Annotated in this window: 18 protein-coding genes and 1 tRNA gene; 12 read left to right on the top strand and 7 right to left on the bottom strand. The window is 33.8% G+C overall.

From position 1 onward, the window contains the following. Positions 1-741 (top strand): head GIN domain-containing protein, encoded by a 741-nt coding sequence (locus tag BUC23_RS13075; RefSeq protein ID WP_073210144.1) that lies wholly within the window; start codon positions 1-3, stop codon positions 739-741. Positions 742-828: 87 nt separating this feature from the next. Next, entirely contained in the window at positions 829-1,662 is an 834-nt protein-coding gene (locus BUC23_RS13070) for a GIN domain-containing protein (RefSeq protein WP_073210243.1), read from the top strand. Positions 1,663-1,858: 196 nt separating this feature from the next. Here the strand turns inward: BUC23_RS13070 and trxB are convergent, their stop codons facing one another. Then, positions 1,859-2,806 carry a thioredoxin-disulfide reductase gene (trxB, locus tag BUC23_RS13065; protein WP_073210143.1) on the bottom strand — a complete coding sequence of 316 codons (948 nt, stop codon included), beginning with the start codon at positions 2,804-2,806 and terminating at the stop codon, positions 1,859-1,861. Positions 2,807-2,965: 159 nt separating this feature from the next. Here trxB and BUC23_RS13060 point away from each other — a divergent pair. The 7 genes from BUC23_RS13060 (at position 2,966) to BUC23_RS13030 (ending at position 8,842) form a co-directional block, all read left to right on the top strand. Continuing rightward, positions 2,966-3,043 (top strand) — tRNA-Pro (locus tag BUC23_RS13060). 438 nt (positions 3,044-3,481) lie between these two features. Continuing rightward, complete coding sequence (locus tag BUC23_RS13055) at positions 3,482-4,249, top strand: ParA family protein (RefSeq protein WP_073210141.1); 768 nt, start codon at positions 3,482-3,484, stop codon at positions 4,247-4,249. Positions 4,250-4,253: 4 nt separating this feature from the next. Beyond that, positions 4,254-5,153 carry a ParB/RepB/Spo0J family partition protein gene (locus tag BUC23_RS13050; RefSeq protein WP_073210139.1) on the top strand — a complete coding sequence of 300 codons (900 nt, stop codon included), beginning with the start codon at positions 4,254-4,256 and terminating at the stop codon, positions 5,151-5,153. Continuing rightward, on the top strand, positions 5,153-5,713 hold the full coding sequence (locus BUC23_RS13045) for a DUF5683 domain-containing protein (RefSeq protein ID WP_073210137.1): 561 nt from the start codon (positions 5,153-5,155) through the stop codon (positions 5,711-5,713). The genes BUC23_RS13050 and BUC23_RS13045 overlap by 1 nt, the downstream gene beginning before the upstream one ends. A 57-nt stretch (positions 5,714-5,770) precedes the next feature. Then, entirely contained in the window at positions 5,771-6,475 is a 705-nt protein-coding gene (dapB, locus tag BUC23_RS13040; protein WP_073210135.1) for a 4-hydroxy-tetrahydrodipicolinate reductase, read from the top strand. A gap of 85 nt (positions 6,476-6,560) precedes the next feature. After that, positions 6,561-8,132, top strand: coding sequence for a signal peptidase I (gene lepB, locus BUC23_RS13035; protein WP_073210133.1), 1,572 nt, complete (start codon positions 6,561-6,563; stop codon positions 8,130-8,132). A gap of 83 nt (positions 8,133-8,215) precedes the next feature. Next, positions 8,216-8,842: a WbqC family protein gene (locus BUC23_RS13030; RefSeq protein ID WP_073210131.1), complete on the top strand. Its 627-nt coding sequence runs from the start codon at positions 8,216-8,218 to the stop codon at positions 8,840-8,842. A 10-nt stretch (positions 8,843-8,852) separates the two neighbouring features. On the opposite strand, the gene BUC23_RS13025 is transcribed toward BUC23_RS13030, so the two are convergent. The 6 genes from BUC23_RS13025 to BUC23_RS13000 all read right to left on the bottom strand — a co-directional run bounded on the left by BUC23_RS13025 (position 8,853) and on the right by BUC23_RS13000 (position 15,136). Then, positions 8,853-9,905 (bottom strand): endonuclease/exonuclease/phosphatase family protein, encoded by a 1,053-nt coding sequence (locus tag BUC23_RS13025; RefSeq protein WP_073210129.1) that lies wholly within the window; start codon positions 9,903-9,905, stop codon positions 8,853-8,855. A gap of 43 nt (positions 9,906-9,948) precedes the next feature. Then, on the bottom strand, positions 9,949-10,812 hold the full coding sequence (locus BUC23_RS13020; RefSeq protein WP_073210127.1) for a rhomboid family intramembrane serine protease: 864 nt from the start codon (positions 10,810-10,812) through the stop codon (positions 9,949-9,951). Between the two features lie 122 nt (positions 10,813-10,934). Further along, positions 10,935-11,681 carry a rhomboid family intramembrane serine protease gene (locus tag BUC23_RS13015; protein ID WP_073210125.1) on the bottom strand — a complete coding sequence of 249 codons (747 nt, stop codon included), beginning with the start codon at positions 11,679-11,681 and terminating at the stop codon, positions 10,935-10,937. Then, positions 11,678-13,519, bottom strand: coding sequence for a DNA mismatch repair endonuclease MutL (gene mutL / locus BUC23_RS13010; protein WP_073210123.1), 1,842 nt, complete (start codon positions 13,517-13,519; stop codon positions 11,678-11,680). Before mutL ends, BUC23_RS13015 begins: the two co-directional genes overlap by 4 nt. A gap of 186 nt (positions 13,520-13,705) precedes the next feature. Next, entirely contained in the window at positions 13,706-14,281 is a 576-nt protein-coding gene (gene ribH, locus BUC23_RS13005; RefSeq protein WP_073210121.1) for a 6,7-dimethyl-8-ribityllumazine synthase, read from the bottom strand. Between the two features lie 81 nt (positions 14,282-14,362). Further along, entirely contained in the window at positions 14,363-15,136 is a 774-nt protein-coding gene (locus tag BUC23_RS13000; protein WP_073210119.1) for a tetratricopeptide repeat protein, read from the bottom strand. A gap of 231 nt (positions 15,137-15,367) precedes the next feature. Here BUC23_RS13000 and recF point away from each other — a divergent pair, with 231 nt between their 5' ends. The 3 genes from recF to BUC23_RS12985 all read left to right on the top strand — a co-directional run bounded on the left by recF (position 15,368) and on the right by BUC23_RS12985 (position 17,908). Beyond that, positions 15,368-16,447 carry a DNA replication/repair protein RecF gene (gene recF / locus BUC23_RS12995; RefSeq protein WP_073210117.1) on the top strand — a complete coding sequence of 360 codons (1,080 nt, stop codon included), beginning with the start codon at positions 15,368-15,370 and terminating at the stop codon, positions 16,445-16,447. A gap of 80 nt (positions 16,448-16,527) precedes the next feature. After that, positions 16,528-17,226 (top strand): thioredoxin domain-containing protein, encoded by a 699-nt coding sequence (locus tag BUC23_RS12990; RefSeq protein WP_073210115.1) that lies wholly within the window; start codon positions 16,528-16,530, stop codon positions 17,224-17,226. A gap of 7 nt (positions 17,227-17,233) precedes the next feature. Next, positions 17,234-17,908: a DUF2461 domain-containing protein gene (locus BUC23_RS12985; RefSeq protein WP_073210113.1), complete on the top strand. Its 675-nt coding sequence runs from the start codon at positions 17,234-17,236 to the stop codon at positions 17,906-17,908. The last annotated feature ends 64 nt before the right edge of the window (positions 17,909-17,972 follow it).

Raw genomic sequence — 17,972 nt, 5'->3', positions numbered from 1 at the left:
ATGATAAAAATCATCACAATGATCACCAAATTTATTATTGTAACGCTAACAGCCTTACTATTTGCCTCCTGCAACTTTTCAGCAAACATGAAATCGATACGAGGAAATGGTCACGTTACAACTGAAAAGAGAATTGTAATGGGAGATTTCAAAAGTGTAGAAGTAAGCAATGCCATAGATCTTGTCATTGAACAATCTGACAAAACGGAAATCACTGTTGTAGCTGATGACAATTTGCAAAAAGAAATCACCACTAAAGTTGAAAATGGTGTACTTATAATCGCCTGTGACTATAATTCTTTTATCAATATTAAATCAAAAAAAGTAACCGTTAAAATGCCTCTTATCGATAAACTAGAAGCCTCCAGTAGTGCAACGATTAAAAGTACTAGTACACTTAAAGGTGAAAACATTAGCTTGGAAGCTTCGAGCGCAGGTTCTATAAGTGTAAATTTAGAAGCCGACTCCGTAATATGCGAAACAAGTAGCGGTAGTACAATTACAGTTAGTGGAAAAGCATTAAAACTGGAAACAACATCTTCCAGCGGAAGCGAAATTGATGCAAAAGGTTTACTGGCAAATGATATAACTGCCAACTCATCCAGCGGAAGTTCTATTACCGTTCATCCCTTAATAAGTTTGAATGCAAAAGCGTCAAGTGGATCTGATATCAATTATGATATTGTTCCAAAAAAAATCAGTACAGAAGAAAGTTCAGGAAGCAGCATCAGTAAAACATAAGCGTTTCTTTTCGACAAAAACAAACTAAATCATTCATCAAAAGTGGATGATTTTTTTATATTTGTAAAACACTAATCAAAAATGAAAATGAAAAACCACATCGCTATATTCCTACTCGTTTTGTCTACGACTCTAACTTTGGCACAGAAAAAAGATAAATTAAAAGGTTCGAGAATTGTAACTATTGAAAATAAGGATGTTGGAAATTTCCAAGCGTTAGAAGTAGAAGATAACGTTGAAGTAAACTTAGAGCGCGGAGAAAAAAATAGTATAAAAATTGAAGCTGACGATAATCTTCATGATATTATTTCTTTTGATTTAAGAGACAACACACTTCGCATTTACACTACAAAAGAAGCCGTAAATTATAAAAAACTAATTGTAAGGGTAACCTATAACAGTGATTTGACTCTTGTGACTTCAAAAAATGAGGCAACTATAAATGCAATAGAAGAAATTCAGTTGGAAGAAATCACTTTTAAAACCTTCGATTATGCTAAGCTTTTTTTGAATGTCAACACTAAGAAATTCATTTTAGAAGCAGATGATAAATCTAAAACAGAACTCAATCTAAGATCGGAGAACACGACTATACAATTAAGCAAAAATGCAGCATTAAAATCTTTGCTCACCACTTTTGATTTAAAAGTTGATTTGTATCAAAAATCTAATGCAACCCTAGAAGGTAACGCAACAAAAGCAATAGTTCGATTAGATAATAATTCGACTTTAACCGGAAATAAACTAATTGTAAAAGATGCCGAAATAATTACGGAGAGTTATACAAACTGCAGCCTGTTTGTCGAGGCAAACGTCATTATTGATGCAGCCGATAAATCAGAAATACATCTTTTGGGATCTCCAAAAATAGAAATGCGACAATTTAGCGACGAAGCAAAACTATTCAAAAAAATAAAATAGGGAATTCTCCCCCAACCCCTCCGAAGGAGGGGAGTAAAAAAATTGGATTAATTAATTCAACTCTTATCAACAAAAAGTCCCACTTGCTAAGGCAAATGGGACTTTTTCATTTTGAAAAGATAGCAAGATTTGAAAAACCTTCTAATGAATCTATTATCTATCTTTCAAATTTCTTAAAATAAATTTTCTGATTCCTTTACTCTTTAGAAGCCAAATATCTTTCTGCATCTAATGCAGCCATACAACCGGTTCCGGCAGCAGTAATTGCTTGACGATACACATGATCAGCGGCATCTCCAGCAACAAAAACACCACCAACGTTTGTTTTTGAAGTTCCTGCTGTGTTAACAATATAACCTGTTTCATCTAATGTGATAAACTCTGTAAAAATATCTGTATTTGGTTTGTGTCCAATGGCTACAAAGAAACCAGTCGCTTCTATATCGAAAGTTTCACCAGTAGTTTTATTTAGAGCTTTTACACCCGTAACAACTTGTTCATCCCCTAATACTTCAATAGTATCGTGATTCATTAATATGTTTATGTTTTCTGTTTTGCGAACGCGCTCTTCCATAATTTTCGAAGCTCTGAATTTTTCGCTACGCACTAACATCGTTACTTTTTTACACAATTTTGACAAATAATGTGCTTCCTCACAAGCGGAATCCCCTGCTCCAACTATTACAACTTCTTGGTTTCTATAGAAAAATCCATCACAAACCGCACAGGCAGAAACACCACCACCCATTTTTAAATAATGTTGTTCTGATGGCAAACCTAAATATTTAGCAGAAGCACCAGTAGAAATAATTACCGTTTCACAATGCAATTCTTTAGTGCCATTGATCCACACTTTATGAATATCTCCTGAGAAATCAACTTTAGTAGCCCAACCGTCACGTACATCAGTTCCAAAACGTTGTGCTTGAGCTTGTAACTGCACCATCATTTCGGGTCCGGTCACACCATCCACATAACCGGGAAAATTTTCTACTTCGTTAGTTGTAGTCAATTGACCTCCAGGTTGAATTCCTTGATATAAAACTGGGTTCATATTTGCTCTGGCAGCATAAATCGCAGCAGTATAACCTGCTGGTCCAGAACCTATAATAAGACATTTAATTTTTTCGATTGTATCTGACATAGTAAGATTTTATTACATTTTTGAAGTTGCAAATGTAGTTTTTTAATAAAAAAATACGACTAAAAAAATATCATTTTTGCTTATTCCCAAATAATATTCTCCTATTTGAGAATATCGCTTGTCAATCTCGAAATTAGTTTTATATTTGCACTCGCGTTACGGGGTGTAGCGTAGCTCGGTTATCGCGCCTGCTTTGGGAGCAGGAGGCCGCAGGTTCGAATCCTGCCACCCCGACCAAAAGCTGAACAGAAATGTTCGGCTTTTTTTTATGTTTAAAAATGATTGATTAATCTCCTTTTTGAAAAAAGCGCATTTTAAATTTTTATACTTAAATACTATTGCTACCATAGGTCAATAAAATTAATACCTCCACTCCATCACGAATCTCCAACTTCCCTAGCCCAAATGGCAGAGGAAAGCTTCGCCGAGCTAAAAGCTATTTTTTCCTGACAGAAAAGAGCGACCAAAAGAAGCTCCTTTTATGGCAATAGAAAAAAAGCTTGGAGCTCAAGAACTTGAAACGAACAGTTGGAATAGCTCCTAAAAAGGACCTCAATTTAAAAAACAATAATTCGCTCAAATAGCAAGGAATCAAGCCTTAACAAATGTTAACAAAATAGATTTTTAGAAACCATAAATAATTGTATTTTTACGGTTCAAAATTTAGAAAAATAAATGGGCAAAATCATTGCGATTGCTAATCAAAAAGGTGGAGTTGGAAAGACTACAACGTCTGTAAATCTTGCCGCCTCATTAGGTGTTTTAGAAAAAAGAGTGTTACTTATAGATGCAGATCCTCAAGCAAATGCCAGCTCTGGCTTAGGTATTGATGTAGAAAACGTTGAAATAGGAACCTACCAAATTTTAGAACACAGTCATACCCCGAAAGAGGCGATCATAAAATGTTCAGCTCCAAATGTAGATGTTATCCCTTCTCATATTGATCTTGTTGCTATCGAAATCGAATTGGTCGACAAAGAAAACCGAGAATATATGCTGAAAAAAGCATTGGAGAGCGTTAAAGATGACTATGATTTTATCATTATAGATTGTGCTCCATCACTTGGATTGTTGACGCTAAATGCTTTGACTGCTGCTGACTCCGTAATCATTCCAATTCAGTGTGAATATTTTGCGTTGGAAGGTCTTGGGAAGTTATTGAATACGATAAAAAGTATCCAAAAAATCCATAATGCCGATTTAGACATAGAAGGATTATTACTAACAATGTTTGACTCCAGATTGCGTCTGTCAAACCAAGTGGTAGAAGAGGTTCAAAAACACTTCAACGATATGGTTTTTGATACGATTATTCAAAGAAATGTAAAATTGAGTGAAGCACCGAGTTTTGGCGAAAGCATTATAAACTACGATGCAACCAGTAAGGGAGCTACTAATTACCTGCATCTGGCTCAAGAAGTTATAAAGAAAAACAGTAAATAGTTTTATGGCAAAAGCAATAAAAAAACAAGCCTTAGGAAGAGGATTATCTGCGTTATTGAAAGATCCGGAAAACGATATAAAATCCGTTGATGATAAAAATGCCGATAAAGTTGTAGGAAATATTATTGAGCTTGAAATAGATGCTATAGAAATAAATCCGTTTCAGCCAAGAAGCAATTTCAATGAAGAATCATTGAGAGAATTAGCGACTTCTATTAAAGAATTAGGCGTTATTCAGCCTATTACCGTACGTAAATTAGATTTTAATAAATACCAATTAATATCAGGGGAACGTCGTCTTCGCGCGTCTACCCTTGTTGGATTGAAAACTGTTCCGGCATATATTCGTATTGCAAATGACAATGAATCATTGGTTATGGCATTAGTTGAGAATATTCAACGTCATGATCTAGATCCAATAGAAATTGCACTTTCGTACCAGCGATTGATTGACGAAATTCAGTTGACTCAAGAGCAGATGAGCGAGCGTGTAGGGAAAAAACGATCTACGATTGCCAATTATTTGAGGCTTTTAAAATTAGACCCAATAATCCAAACTGGAATTCGTGATGGTTTCATCAGCATGGGTCATGGTCGTGCAATAATAAACATTGAAGACCAAGATATTCAAACAGATATTTATCAAAAAATCGTAAGTCAGAATCTCTCGGTTCGTGATACGGAGGCATTGGTAAAAAATTATCAGGAAAGTTTAAAACCTAAACCTGCCGGTAAACCTAAAGCAGCATCGTTTGAAATTGCTGATGCACACAAAAGCACTTTTACAAATTATTTTGGCACCAAAGTCGATGTAAAAGTGGCTGGAAACGGTAAAGGAAAAATCACTATTCCATTCCATTCCGAAGAAGACTTCAATCGAATCATTAAACTAATAAACGAGTAGTGTATAAAATCATTTTCATCGCTTTATTCCTTTTTATAGCAGGAAATACCACTGTTTTTGCACAAACGGAAACAGAAGCGGTGTTGGTCGCTAAAGACACATTGAAATCAAATAACATAGATCCTTTGACTCCCGCTAAAGCTGCTTTTTATTCGGCTATTTTACCAGGATTAGGACAGGCTTACAACAAAAAATATTGGAAAATCCCATTGGTTTATGGCGCCATTGGAACCAGTCTTTATTTTTATATTGACAATAATAAAAAATACCATCAATATAGAGATGCCTATAAACGTCGATTAGAAGGATATACCGATGATAATTATACGTATCTGGACAATACAAGATTGATTGCGGGACAGAAATTTTACCAAAGAAATCGTGATTTATCTGCTTTAGTAACTTTGGCCTTTTATGCATTAAATATCATTGATGCCAATGTTGATGCTGCCTTGCTACAATTTAATGTAGATGAAAACTTGTCCGTAAGACCTATTATTTATCCCAACGATGTAACATTTAAGACTAATGTTGGTCTAACACTTAATTACAATTTTTAGAGAGTAAAAAACACGATTTATTACTTTCTGATTTTTTTAATCACAAATAACACACGAATGAAAATTGCGCTTTTAGGATACGGAAAAATGGGTCAGGTAATTGAAAGGATTGCACTGGAAAGAGGTCATGAAATTGTTTTGAAAAAAGACGAATTCAACACTTATGATGGACTTTCAGAAGCAGATGTTGCCATTGATTTTAGTGTCCCAACTGCAGCTGTGAGTAACATTTCAAATTGTTTTCATGCAAATGTTCCAGTAATTTCAGGGACAACTGGCTGGTTAGAACATTATGATGAAATGTTGGCGTTGTGCAAAGAAAAAAACGGAGGATTTATCTCCAGTTCGAACTTTAGTTTAGGCGTAAATATTTTTTTTGAACTCAACGAATATTTAGCTAAAATAATGTCAAAATTCGATAGCTATAGTGTTGATATGGAAGAAATTCATCACACTCAAAAACTGGACGCACCAAGTGGAACAGCCATCTCCTTAGCAAAAGGAGTTATCGAGAATAGTTCCTATACGAATTGGACTTTAGAAAACCCAGAACCAAATCAGATTCATATCGAAACCAAAAGAATTGGTACTGTTCCCGGAACGCATACTGTAACTTATAATTCGGCTGTGGATGCAATAGAAATCAAACATACAGCGCACAATCGTGAAGGTTTTGCATTAGGAGCTGTAATTGCAGCCGAATGGATTGTAGGCAAACATGGTGTTTTTACAATGAAAGACGTATTAGATTTAGATAAATAGATTTTTAGATAGTTAGATTTTTAAAAATCATAAAACTTTCTAATTTTCGAATAAACAAATAAACGATTAACCAAATAAACATATTATGACACTATATCAATGGTTTGTATTTTTCCTGCTTGTACAAATAGTTCACTTTTTAGGAACCTGGAAGTTATACGAAGCTGCAGGTAGAAAACGCTGGGAAGCTGCCATTCCTGTTTATAATGCTATTGTTTTAATGAAGATTATAGGTCGCCCAACATGGTGGACTATATTGCTTTTCATTCCAATTGTAAACTTGATTATGTTTCCAGTCATTTGGATTGAAACCTTAAGAAGTTTTGGAAAAAGATCTAGTTTAGATACTTTTCTGGGAATAATAACTTTTGGATTTTATATCTATTACATTAATTATACCCAAAAACTAGATTATATAGCCGACAGAAGTTTGCAACCTGAAAATAAAACAGCAGACACAATTAGCTCATTACTTTTTGCTGTCATCGTGGCTACTTTAGTTCACACCTATTTTATTCAGCCTTACACGATCCCTACTGCTTCATTGGAGAAATCTTTGTTAATTGGCGACTTTCTATTTGTCAGCAAAATAAATTTTGGAGCTAGAGTTCCTATGACTACCGTGGCTTTGCCAATGGTACATGACTCGATTCCTTTTACTAAAAGAAAATCGTATTTAAACTGGCCTCAATTACCTTACATGAGATTACCCGGTTTTCAAACTATAGAAAGAACTGATATTGTCGTTTTCAACTGGCCTGTAGATACTGTGTATAAATTTTTTGACACTTCCAAAAGACACGTGCTCAAACCAGTAGATAAAAAATCAAATTATGTAAAAAGATGTGTTGGAATCCCCGGAGATAGCTTGTCTATAAAAGACGGAATTGTTTATATCGATGGCAAAATATTAGTTATGCCAGAGAGAGCTAAACCTCAATATTCCTACGCGGTAGCTTTAGATGGAAAAACACCTATCGATTTTGAATATTTAATAAAAGATTTAAATATAACAGACGAAGCTGGTTTTAAAAGCGAACTAAGAGATACCTTATTCTTAAAAGCACTTACTGCAGCTGGTGCTGAACGATTAAAAAATGTTCCCGGAATAATATCAGTAACAAGACAAATTTCGAAAGGAGTTGAAGATGGCATATTCCCTCATATCAACAAATGGAATCGCGATAATTTGGGACCAATTTACATTCCGCAAAAAGGAAAAACGGTTGCTTTAACAACAGAGACATTGCCCTTTTACAAAAGAATTATCACCGAGTATGAAAAGAATGATAACGGTGAAAAAAATGACCTTAAAGTTACAGGCAATGAAATAAGATTGAACGGAGCGATTGTTAATAGTTACACGTTCAAACAAAATTACTACTGGATGATGGGAGATAACCGTCACAACTCTGAAGATAGCCGCTATTGGGGTTATGTGCCAGAAGATCATATTGTAGGGAAACCTATTTTTATCTGGATGAGTTGGGACACTAATGGAAAAGGTTTGAATAAAATTCGTTGGGATAGAGTTTTTACAACTGTTAGCGGCGAAGGACAACCTCAATCGTATTTCAAATTATTTCTACTTGGTTTAGTAGCCTTCTTTGTTGGAGAATATTTTTGGAAAAAAAGAAAAGAGAAGAAAGATATTTAGATTAAAATTCCTAATTTAAAGTCCAAGGTTTAAAGTTGTATTCGTAACTTTAAACCTTACTTTTTATATATAAAACTGATTGTATGAAAACCCTGTTGTTCCCTACGTACTTCCCTTCGATAAGTCATTTTGCAGCTCTCGCGCAATCAGAAAATACTGTATTTGAGATAGAGGATAATTTTCAGAAACAAACCAATCGTAACAGAACTTATATCTATAGTCCCAACGGGATTCAGCTTTTGAATATTCCAGTGAAGCATTATAAAGAAAGTCATCAAAAGACAAAAGACATTCAAATCGAAACTGATTCTCAGTGGCAAAAACAACATTTCAAATCACTGGAAGCGGCTTACAGAAGTTCGCCATTCTTTGAGTTTTTCGAAGATGACCTTCGTCCAATTTTTGAAGAAAAACATAAATTTTTATTGGATTTGAATTTTAAAACTATAGAAATTCTTTCTAAATGTTTACGGATGAAATTGGAATACACAACTACAACTGAATATTTTCATGAAGTAGATACAAATGAGTATAAAGACTTTAGAGCTTTAGTAAACGGAAAAAAAGACCCTTCCTTATTTGAAAGTTACACTCAGGTTTTTGACGATAAATACGGTTTTATCAATAATCTTAGCGTTCTTGATTTGCTATTTAATGAAGGAAAATATGCTTTAGATTATTTAAAGAAACAAGAGATGATTATAAAATAGGGTTCGGAAATCATTCTCCTTCAAATGACATTCTGGCCATAACAGGAAAATGATCTGAATTTATAAAGTCAGGAAAACTTTCGAATTTTTTAATTTTCATTCTGTCATCTGCAAAAATATAATCAATTCTCGCAGGATAATATTTAAATTTATAGGTAACTCCAAATCCTTTACCAGCTTCTTCAAAGCTATCTTGCAGTTTTCCTTTGATGCTCCTGTAAACATAGGAAAACGCACTGTTATTCATGTCTCCACAGATTATTATAGGATACGGACACTTATTCTTATGTTCCATGAACTTCTCTGCTTGTTCCTGTTGCTCTTTGAAAGCCACACTAATTCTTTTGAACATCATTTGGGATTTATCCTGATTAATTGACTCAATATTTTCATTGATTTTATTAACATCAGGAGATATTTTTAAGGACTGCAAATGCATATTATATACCCTAATTATATCTTTTCCTTTTTTAATATCAGCAAAAATGATGTCATTAGTGGTGTTCGCAAAAACTATACTTCCTCGGTCAATAATGGGAAATTTAGAAAAAATAGCCTGCCCTGTTTTGACATTATTACCATCGGTAAAAATATAGCTATGCGGATAGACTTTAAAATCTATATTAGCCGAAGAGGAATATTCCTGTATGCATAAAATATCTGGATTTTTCTCATTTACAAAAGCTAAGATCTCAGTAGGAACATCGTCCCTATCAATCCATTTGAATACATTGAAAAGGTGAACATTATAACTCATTACTGTAAAATCATTTTCCTCCACAGGCAAATCATTCGAAGAAAATTTATAGAATTTGTTTATAAAAGTGATTCCAATCAGAAGTACCAAACCAGACAAAATCATTCTCTTCTTAAATTGTAAGAACCAATAAATAAAGAAAAGCCCATTCATTATAAAAAAGAATGGCATAAATAGGGTTAAAACAGCTAAAAACGGAAAAGTTTTAGGTGCTAAAAATGGTAAAACATAAGCTATAAATGTTAATACAATTAGAACTATATTCAAAAAAAACATTACTTTATTGAACCACGAGAGGTTTTTCATTTATTTTATTTTTTTCTTAATACTGTAACTGAAAACTATCAACTTACTTCCCTGCTTTGAATAAAAACTCTTTTTCTTCTTTAGTCAAACTATCATAACCAGACTGACTAATCTTATCTAAAATTTCATCAATTTGTTGTTGTGATTTGTCTTTTGTTATGATTCTTGAACCGCTTTTTTCGACAGGTCTAGTATAATTTTTATGTACTTTTTTGAATGGTGTTGAAGGCGATTTAGTGAAAATATTTGCAAAAAAATCTAAAACACGTGATACTATTTTACTCAAATCAATTCCATTTTCAAGCAATTTAATAAAAATAAAACCAAAAAATGCTCCTGAAAGGTGAGAAATATGCCCGCCAGTATTTTCCAGTCTAAATTGCATCAGATCCAACAAAATAATTACAAAAGTGATATGCCATAGTTTTACGTTACCAATAAGCAACAATCGAATATTCATCAACGGATGATAAGTCGTCGCAGCAACTAAAACAGCCATAATTGCGGCAGAAGCACCTACTATTGAAGCGCTTAAATTCAAAAAATAATAACCGGCAACAAAAGCGATACCTGCAAATATAGCACTCAATATATACAACCCAAAAAATTGTTTAGGAGTGAAAAAGGTCAAAAACAAAGAGCTTGAAAAATTAAGGACCATCATATTGAAAAACAAATGCCAAAATCCATCGTGTAAAAAAGAATACGTTAGGAAAGTCCAAGGTTTTAAAATAAAATTAGACGGTTCCGAAGAAAGGGCAATCCAAGTAGGAAAATCAAACGCTCCAACCTTAAATTGATAGAAAAAAATTAGCGAAATTAAAAAACAAGACACATTCCAGTAGATTAACCTTTGGGTTATTCCACCTATTTTATACTGCAATTTCAAGTCCTCAATTATACTCATTGTCTATTTTTCGGTTAAGAATTCTGTTTCGTAAATATATAAAATACAATTTTTAAAACAATCCCTCACAGGACGATCTGAAATCAGGAAAATGTATTATCTGTGACTTGCTAATATCTGAATTAATTCCAGCGATTTTGATTGAACTGATTTCTCTTCCAATACCACATTATGATAAAACCAAATAAAGCACCACCAACGTGCGCAAAATGAGCTATTCCTCCACCTCCGAAAATTGATTTGCCGGAAATTCCTAAATACAGATCCACTAAAACTAAACCTGGCACAAAAAACTTTGCCTTTATTGGAACGGGAATAAACATCAAAGCCAATTCGGCATTTGGAAACATGAAAGCAAAAGCTACTATAACTCCATAAATAGCTCCGGAAGCACCAACTGCAGTTCCTAAGTAAGCACTTGTGAAATTTTGCAAGTCAGAAACTGATAAGATTTCTTGCCATCTGGTATCGATTTTACCTTCGTTCAAAATTTGCAAAATCTGAGTTTTTTGAAATCCATTTGCCACCAGCGTATTCAAACTATCCTGAAAATAATAGTAATTTACTCCTGTATGCAACAGTGCAGCACCTAAACCGCAAGATATATAAAAAAATAAGAATTTTTTACTACCCCACATTTGCTCCAAGGCAGAACCAAACGAGTATAAGGCAAACATATTGAAAAATATATGCATCAATCCTCCATGCATAAACATATGAGTAAGCGGTTGCCAATATTGAAAACTGGGATTTTCTGGAAAATACAAAGCTAGAAACTTATAGGTCACATCCCCTAAAGCCAATGTTCCAACAAAGAATAAAATATTAATAATGATTAATTGCTTAACCGTTTCCGTTACGTTTCTCATACTGCAAATTTTTTGTCTAAATCTTCCACACGCATTGTGATGAAAGTGGGTTTATAAAATGGTGAAACATTGGGGTCCTTGCAGGCAAAAAGCCCGTTTACCAAATTTTCCTGTTCTTTTTCTGTAAGATGGGTTCCTGTTTTAACGGCTAAACTTTTAGCCATTGATTTAGCAATCGTGTCATTTTGACTGAAACTGCTTTCTGGAATTCCATCTTGTAAATCACTTAATAATTGTTCCAAAACAATTGACACTTCGCTCTCTGTGACATTCACAGGAATTCCTGAAATGACTATGTGATCTTTATTTGTTTCTTCAAAAACAAAACCTGTATTCATCAGTGATAATTGTAATTCAGCAATGAGTTCCATTTCGCTCGATGAAAAAAACAAGTTCAAAGGAAATAATAACTGTTGGCTTGATGCCTGAAGAACGGTCATGTTCACAAGGAATTGTTCATACAAAACACGCTGATGCGCCCTTTGTTGATCTACAATTACCATCCCTGATTTGATCGAAGAAACAATATATTTTTTATGAATTTGATAGGTTTTATGTACCGCATGTTCTACTTCCTCATCATTAAATAAAGACGAAGTCACTTCTTCGTTTTCGAAAGTGATACCACCAATTTCGTCCGTATCTTGTTTTAAACCTACATATAAACTTTCCCAGTTTGCTGTTGGTTCCGGTTTCTTATAATTCGAATAATGTTTATTGGGTTTATCGTCAGAAAACGGATTAAAATTACCGTCTACTTGAATGGTTGGTGTTGCGCCTTCTAGGTCTTTATAATGATAAGGCGTATCTAAATTTGAATCCCTATCAAAATCCAACACTGGCGCTACATTAAATTGTCCCAAACTATGTTTAATAGAAGCTCTTAAAATAGCATATAAAGCATGCTCGTCATCAAACTTGATTTCTGTTTTTGTGGGATGAATATTTATATCTATTGTATTTGGAGGTACTGATAAATATAAAAAATAACTCGGTTGTGCTCCATCTTTCAAAATTCCGTCATAGGCAGCCATAACAGCATGATGCAAATAACCGCTTTTAATAAACCGATCATTGACAAAGAAAAATTGTTCCCCACGATTCTTTTTGGCAAATTCAGGTTTGCTGACAAAACCTTGAATGCTGACTATTTCCGTTTCTTCCTGAACGGGCACTAATTTCTCATTGGTTTTACCCGAAAAAACATTTACAATCCTTTGTCTTAAAGTAGAAGGAGGCAAATTAAACATTTCACTACCGTTGTGATAAAAGGTAAAATGTATTTTTGGGTGAGCCAAAGCCACGCGTTGAAACTCATCAATAACATGACGATATTCCACCGTATCCGACTTTAGAAAATTACGACGTGCGGGAATATTAAAAAATAAATTTTTTACTGCAAATGAAGTTCCTTTTGGCAAAACCGCTACATCTTGTGATACAAACTTACTGCCTTCAATGACTATATGCGTGCCTAACTCTTCTTGATCCTGTTTGGTTTTCATTTCAATGTGCGCAATAGCAGCAATTGAGGCTAATGCTTCACCACGAAAACCTTTGGTATGCAACGAAAATAAATCCTCGGCCTGACGGATTTTGGAAGTGGCATGACGTTCAAAACACAAACGTGCATCTGTGACAGACATTCCTAAACCATTGTCAATAACCTGAACCAACGCCTTCCCTGCATCTTTAATAATTAATTTTATATCTGTTGCTCTTGCATCTACAGCGTTTTCGAGCAATTCTTTGACTACTGAAGCGGGTCTTTGAACGACTTCTCCAGCAGCAATTTGGTTGGCAACATGATCAGGAAGTAATTGAATGATACTCGACATTAAAAAATTTAGGTTTAAAGTTTAACCCTTCGACTGTGCTAAGGGTGACAAAGTTTATTTATAAAACCAAGAAGTACAAATTTAATGAAATTCTACCGGGAATGGTAGCTTATTTAATCATAAAAAAAACAAAAAACCTATACTATTAATGAACAGTATAGGTTTAATAATTAATAATTTTATTATTTATTCCTTTAATTCTAAAGGCGTCCCTTCTTCTATTTGAATAGCTCCCGAAGACAATAAATGTTGATTGTCGATTTGATGTGACAACGAAGCTTGTTGGCGAATATAGGCCATTTTTATGGCTGCAATAGCCGCTTCAGTACCTTTATTACCATGAATTCCACCACTTCTATCAATGGATTGTTGCATGGTATTATCAGTCAGAACACAAAATATAACAGGAATATCTGTTTGAACATTCAAATCCTTTATTCCTTGAGTTACGCCTTCGCACACAAAATCAAAATGTTTCGTTTGCCCTTGAATTACACATCCAATGGCTATAACGGCATCAACATTCTGCGTTTGCAACATTTTTTTTGATCCATATATAAGTTCGAAACTTCCAGGAACATTCCAGCGAATAATATGCTGTGCCGGCACTTGGTTTTCCAAAAGGGCTTCTATAGCACCTTTATAAAGTCCTTCAGTTATAGAATCATTCCATTCTGAAACAACAATCCCAAAGCGAAAATTTTTCGCGTTTGGGATTGAATTTTTATCGTACTCGGATAAGTTTTTATTTACGGTAGCCATATTTTTTAGTTTTCAGTACTCAGTGTTCAGTATTCAGTTAGCAGAATAAACTGCCCACCGCTACTGATAACTGAACACTTTTTATTGTGCTAATCCTATTAAAACATCGACTGAAGCAGCCTCTGGGCTTGCATCATAATTATCTTTAATATTTGTAAAATATTTTAGTGCCTCTTCTTTATTTCCTAAAGCTAAAGCTGTCTTACCAGCTTTCAACAAGAAACGTGGAGTTGTAAAATCATTTTTATTTACCTCAGCAGCTTTTACATAATTCTCTAAAGCTTCTTTTGGTTTGTTTTGTTGTGAATATGCATCTCCTATTGCACCTTTTGCCATAGCATTCAATACAATATCTTCTGAGTTAAATTTACTCAAAAAATCAATAGCTTCAGCATATTTTCCAGTATTTAAATAAGCCATACCTGCATAATAATTTGCTAGGTTTCCAGCATCAGTTCCAGAATATTCATCTGCAATTTTGACAAACCCAAATTTACCTTCAGAACCATTTAAAGACAACTTATATAATGAATCACTTGCAACTCCGTCTGTAGCTTTTTGGAAATTTTGTTGTGCAACAAACATTTCGTTAGCAGCTTCGTCTTGTTTTGGCGTAGCAATAAATTTTTGATATGCTAAATAACCAACAGTAAATATAGCAACACCGGCAACTAATCCAATAATGATTTTTTGATTTCTAGCAACCCAGTCTTCCGTTTTTGACGCTGTTTCATCTAATTTAGAAAAAACACCTGCAGTTGCACTGTCTTTTTCATCAACCTTTACCTCTTCAACTATGTCTTTTACTTCTTTTTCTTTTGGTGCTTTATATCCTCTTTTACTGTAAGTAGCCATTTATTTTTAATTTAGTGAATCGCAAAAATAAAATTTTTATTCAAACCGACACAAAAAATATGCTTTTATATTCAAAAAAAATAATACTGGAGGTTCTTTCTTTCCAAAGGCAAAATAATTAGCAGAGAAAAAATCTAAAAGCCATTTTTATCGATATTTTTCAATAATTTGCACCCGCTTTGAAAAACTTGTTAAAAAACATCAAAGTTCTCAATACCAGCAAGCTTTCCCATGTATTTAAAAAAGATTTCATTATTCAATTATAAGAATTTTTCGGAAGCAAATTTCGAATTTGACACCAAAATAAATTGTTTTGTAGGCAAAAACGGAATAGGAAAGACGAATGTGCTTGATGCAATCTACCATTTATCTTACGGTAAAAGCTATTTCAATCCATTAGCCGTTCAGAATATTAAACATGGCGAAGAGTTTTTTGTGATTGATGCTGAATTCGTAAAAAACGAAAGAAACGAACAAATTCTTTGCAGCCTAAAAAAAGGACAGAAAAAGATATTAAAGCGTAACGGAAAAGCCTACGATAAATTTTCAGATCATATTGGTTTCATTCCTTTGGTTATTATTTCACCTGCTGACACGGATTTGATTGTTGAAGGCAGCGAAACGAGACGAAAGTTTATGGACAGCGTCATTTCGCAATTGGATTCCCACTATTTGCAACAACTCATTCAATACCAAAAAGTAATGAGCCAGCGTAATGCTTTGTTGAAATATTTCGCGCTGAACCATGTTTTTGAGAATGACACTCTATCTATATATAATGAGCAGCTTAATAGTTTTGGAAAATATATTTTCGAAAAAAGAAAAGAATTTATCGATCAGTTTATCCCTATTTTCAATGTGCATCATCAAGCGATAACGGGCTCTCAGGAAACAGTGCAATTAATATACGAAAGCCATTTATTCGAAAATAATTTATTGACACTTTTACAAGAAAACATCAATAAAGACAGAGCTTTACATTACACAAGCGTAGGAACTCATAAAGATGATTTATCATTTGAAATCGACAATCATCCCATCAAAAAATTTGGTTCACAAGGCCAACAAAAATCGTTTTTGATTGCACTGAAACTAGCCCAATTTGAATTTTTAAAAAAACAAAGTGGCGTAAAACCTATTCTACTTTTTGATGATATATTCGACAAATTAGACGAAAGCAGGGTGGCTAAGATCATCGAAATGGTCAATAGCGATACTTTTGGACAGCTGTTTATTTCAGACACACATCCTGAACGCACAGAAACCATCGTGAAATCGACACATCAGAGCTATAAAATTTTTAATTTATAACTTTTATTTAATAGTTTATATAATTCAAAAGTTGAAAAATTACCTACTTTAGCCTACACAAATTTCAAATCTTATTTGCCATGAAATACCGTCTTATGTTCCTCCTAATTATATCGTTTGCCGTGTTATCCTGTAACGGACAAACTTCGAAAAACATAAAAACTATTGAGCCCGCAGCATTTGCTGAAAAAATTGCTGCAACTCCAAACGCACAAATTCTAGATGTTCGAACTCCTGAAGAATTTATCTCGGGACATATCGATAATGCCACTAATGTAAATTGGAATGGTACTGATTTCGTTACCAAAGCAGCAACATACGATAAAACAAAACCTATTTTTGTGTATTGCAAAAGCGGAGGGAGAAGCAAACAAGCTGCAGCAAAATTAGAAGAATTAGGCTTCACCACTATTTATGAATTGCAAGGCGGAATGCTAAAATGGGATGCGGCCGGATTGTCTAAACCAAGTGACAAAATCGTAGGAATGTGCAGTCAGGAATATAGTGAATTATTAAATACCGACAAAAAAATACTGATTAATTTCTATGCAGAATGGTGTGCTCCATGCAAAAAAATGGCTCCATACATTTTACAAATGCAAAAAGAGCTAGCTGATAAAGTAACAATTGTAAGATTGAATGCTGATGAAAATAAAACTTTAGTCTCTGAAATGAAAATCAGCGAACTCCCTACTTTATTATTATATGAAAATAAAGAAGTAAAATGGAAACATTCCGGTTTTATTAGTGAAGAAGATTTAAAAAAACAATTACAATAATATTTAGATGCTTTCAAAAGACACTTTGCAATTTCTGGAAGATTTAAAAGCCAATAACAATAGAGATTGGTTTTTGGATAATAAAAAACGGTACGAAGCTTTCAAAAAAGATTTACATCAGCTCATTGGCGATTTGCTCGATGCAATGAAACCATTGGACCCATCACTGGAAATGCTGGAAGTCAAAAATTGTACTTTCAGAATCAACCGGGATATCAGATTTTCCAAAGACAAGTCCCCATATAAATCGCATGTAGGAATTTGGATTTCTTCGGGCGCAAAAGGAATGAATCGTTCAGGATATTATATTCAAATCGAAAAAGGAGCCAGTTTTATTGCCGGAGGACTGTATTGTCCTGAACCTGAGGATTTAAAAAAAATGCGCAAAGAAATTGCTTATTTCCATGATGATTTAGAAGCAATCCTTAATGCAAAAGAGTTCAAAAAAGAGTTTACCGATTTTGATCGAAATGACAAAAACACACTTAAAAACCCTCCAAGAGGTTACGAAAAAGACCATCCTGCGATTGACTTATTAAAACTAAAAAGCTTTGAGTCTACTCAGAGAATTGATATTTCAGCAGTAACAAAAAAAGATTTTGTTGCTACAGTGAGTAAAAAATTAATAGCACTAAAACCGTTGAATGATTTTATCAATCGCGCGCTAACTTCTGAAGAATAATTTATTTTGGCAAAAAAAAAGAAAATACTTTTCCTTGGAGAATCCTACAGAGCTGATGCCATCA

It is taken from the genome of Flavobacterium xinjiangense (genome assembly GCF_900142885.1).
GTDB lineage: Bacteria > Bacteroidota > Bacteroidia > Flavobacteriales > Flavobacteriaceae > Flavobacterium > Flavobacterium xinjiangense.
Note: the sequence above shows the minus strand (reverse complement) of the source record. Positions and strands in the feature narration are given on the sequence as shown.

What these genes read in the sequence shown, in the direction of transcription:
- BUC23_RS13075 (WP_073210144.1), top strand. Translation starts at nt 1, where the DNA reads ATGATAAAAATCATCACAATGATCACCAAATTTATTATTGTAACGCTA.
- BUC23_RS13070 (WP_073210243.1), top strand. Translation starts at nt 829, where the DNA reads ATGAAAAACCACATCGCTATATTCCTACTCGTTTTGTCTACGACTCTA.
- trxB (WP_073210143.1), bottom strand. Translation starts at nt 2,806, where the DNA reads ATGTCAGATACAATCGAAAAAATTAAATGTCTTATTATAGGTTCTGGA.
- BUC23_RS13055 (WP_073210141.1), top strand. Translation starts at nt 3,482, where the DNA reads ATGGGCAAAATCATTGCGATTGCTAATCAAAAAGGTGGAGTTGGAAAG.
- BUC23_RS13050 (WP_073210139.1), top strand. Translation starts at nt 4,254, where the DNA reads ATGGCAAAAGCAATAAAAAAACAAGCCTTAGGAAGAGGATTATCTGCG.
- dapB (WP_073210135.1), top strand. Translation starts at nt 5,771, where the DNA reads ATGAAAATTGCGCTTTTAGGATACGGAAAAATGGGTCAGGTAATTGAA.
- lepB (WP_073210133.1), top strand. Translation starts at nt 6,561, where the DNA reads ATGACACTATATCAATGGTTTGTATTTTTCCTGCTTGTACAAATAGTT.
- BUC23_RS13030 (WP_073210131.1), top strand. Translation starts at nt 8,216, where the DNA reads ATGAAAACCCTGTTGTTCCCTACGTACTTCCCTTCGATAAGTCATTTT.
- BUC23_RS13025 (WP_073210129.1), bottom strand. Translation starts at nt 9,905, where the DNA reads ATGAAAAACCTCTCGTGGTTCAATAAAGTAATGTTTTTTTTGAATATA.
- BUC23_RS13020 (WP_073210127.1), bottom strand. Translation starts at nt 10,812, where the DNA reads ATGAGTATAATTGAGGACTTGAAATTGCAGTATAAAATAGGTGGAATA.
- BUC23_RS13015 (WP_073210125.1), bottom strand. Translation starts at nt 11,681, where the DNA reads ATGAGAAACGTAACGGAAACGGTTAAGCAATTAATCATTATTAATATT.
- mutL (WP_073210123.1), bottom strand. Translation starts at nt 13,519, where the DNA reads ATGTCGAGTATCATTCAATTACTTCCTGATCATGTTGCCAACCAAATT.
- ribH (WP_073210121.1), bottom strand. Translation starts at nt 14,281, where the DNA reads ATGGCTACCGTAAATAAAAACTTATCCGAGTACGATAAAAATTCAATC.
- BUC23_RS13000 (WP_073210119.1), bottom strand. Translation starts at nt 15,136, where the DNA reads ATGGCTACTTACAGTAAAAGAGGATATAAAGCACCAAAAGAAAAAGAA.
- recF (WP_073210117.1), top strand. Translation starts at nt 15,368, where the DNA reads ATGTATTTAAAAAAGATTTCATTATTCAATTATAAGAATTTTTCGGAA.
- BUC23_RS12990 (WP_073210115.1), top strand. Translation starts at nt 16,528, where the DNA reads ATGAAATACCGTCTTATGTTCCTCCTAATTATATCGTTTGCCGTGTTA.
- BUC23_RS12985 (WP_073210113.1), top strand. Translation starts at nt 17,234, where the DNA reads ATGCTTTCAAAAGACACTTTGCAATTTCTGGAAGATTTAAAAGCCAAT.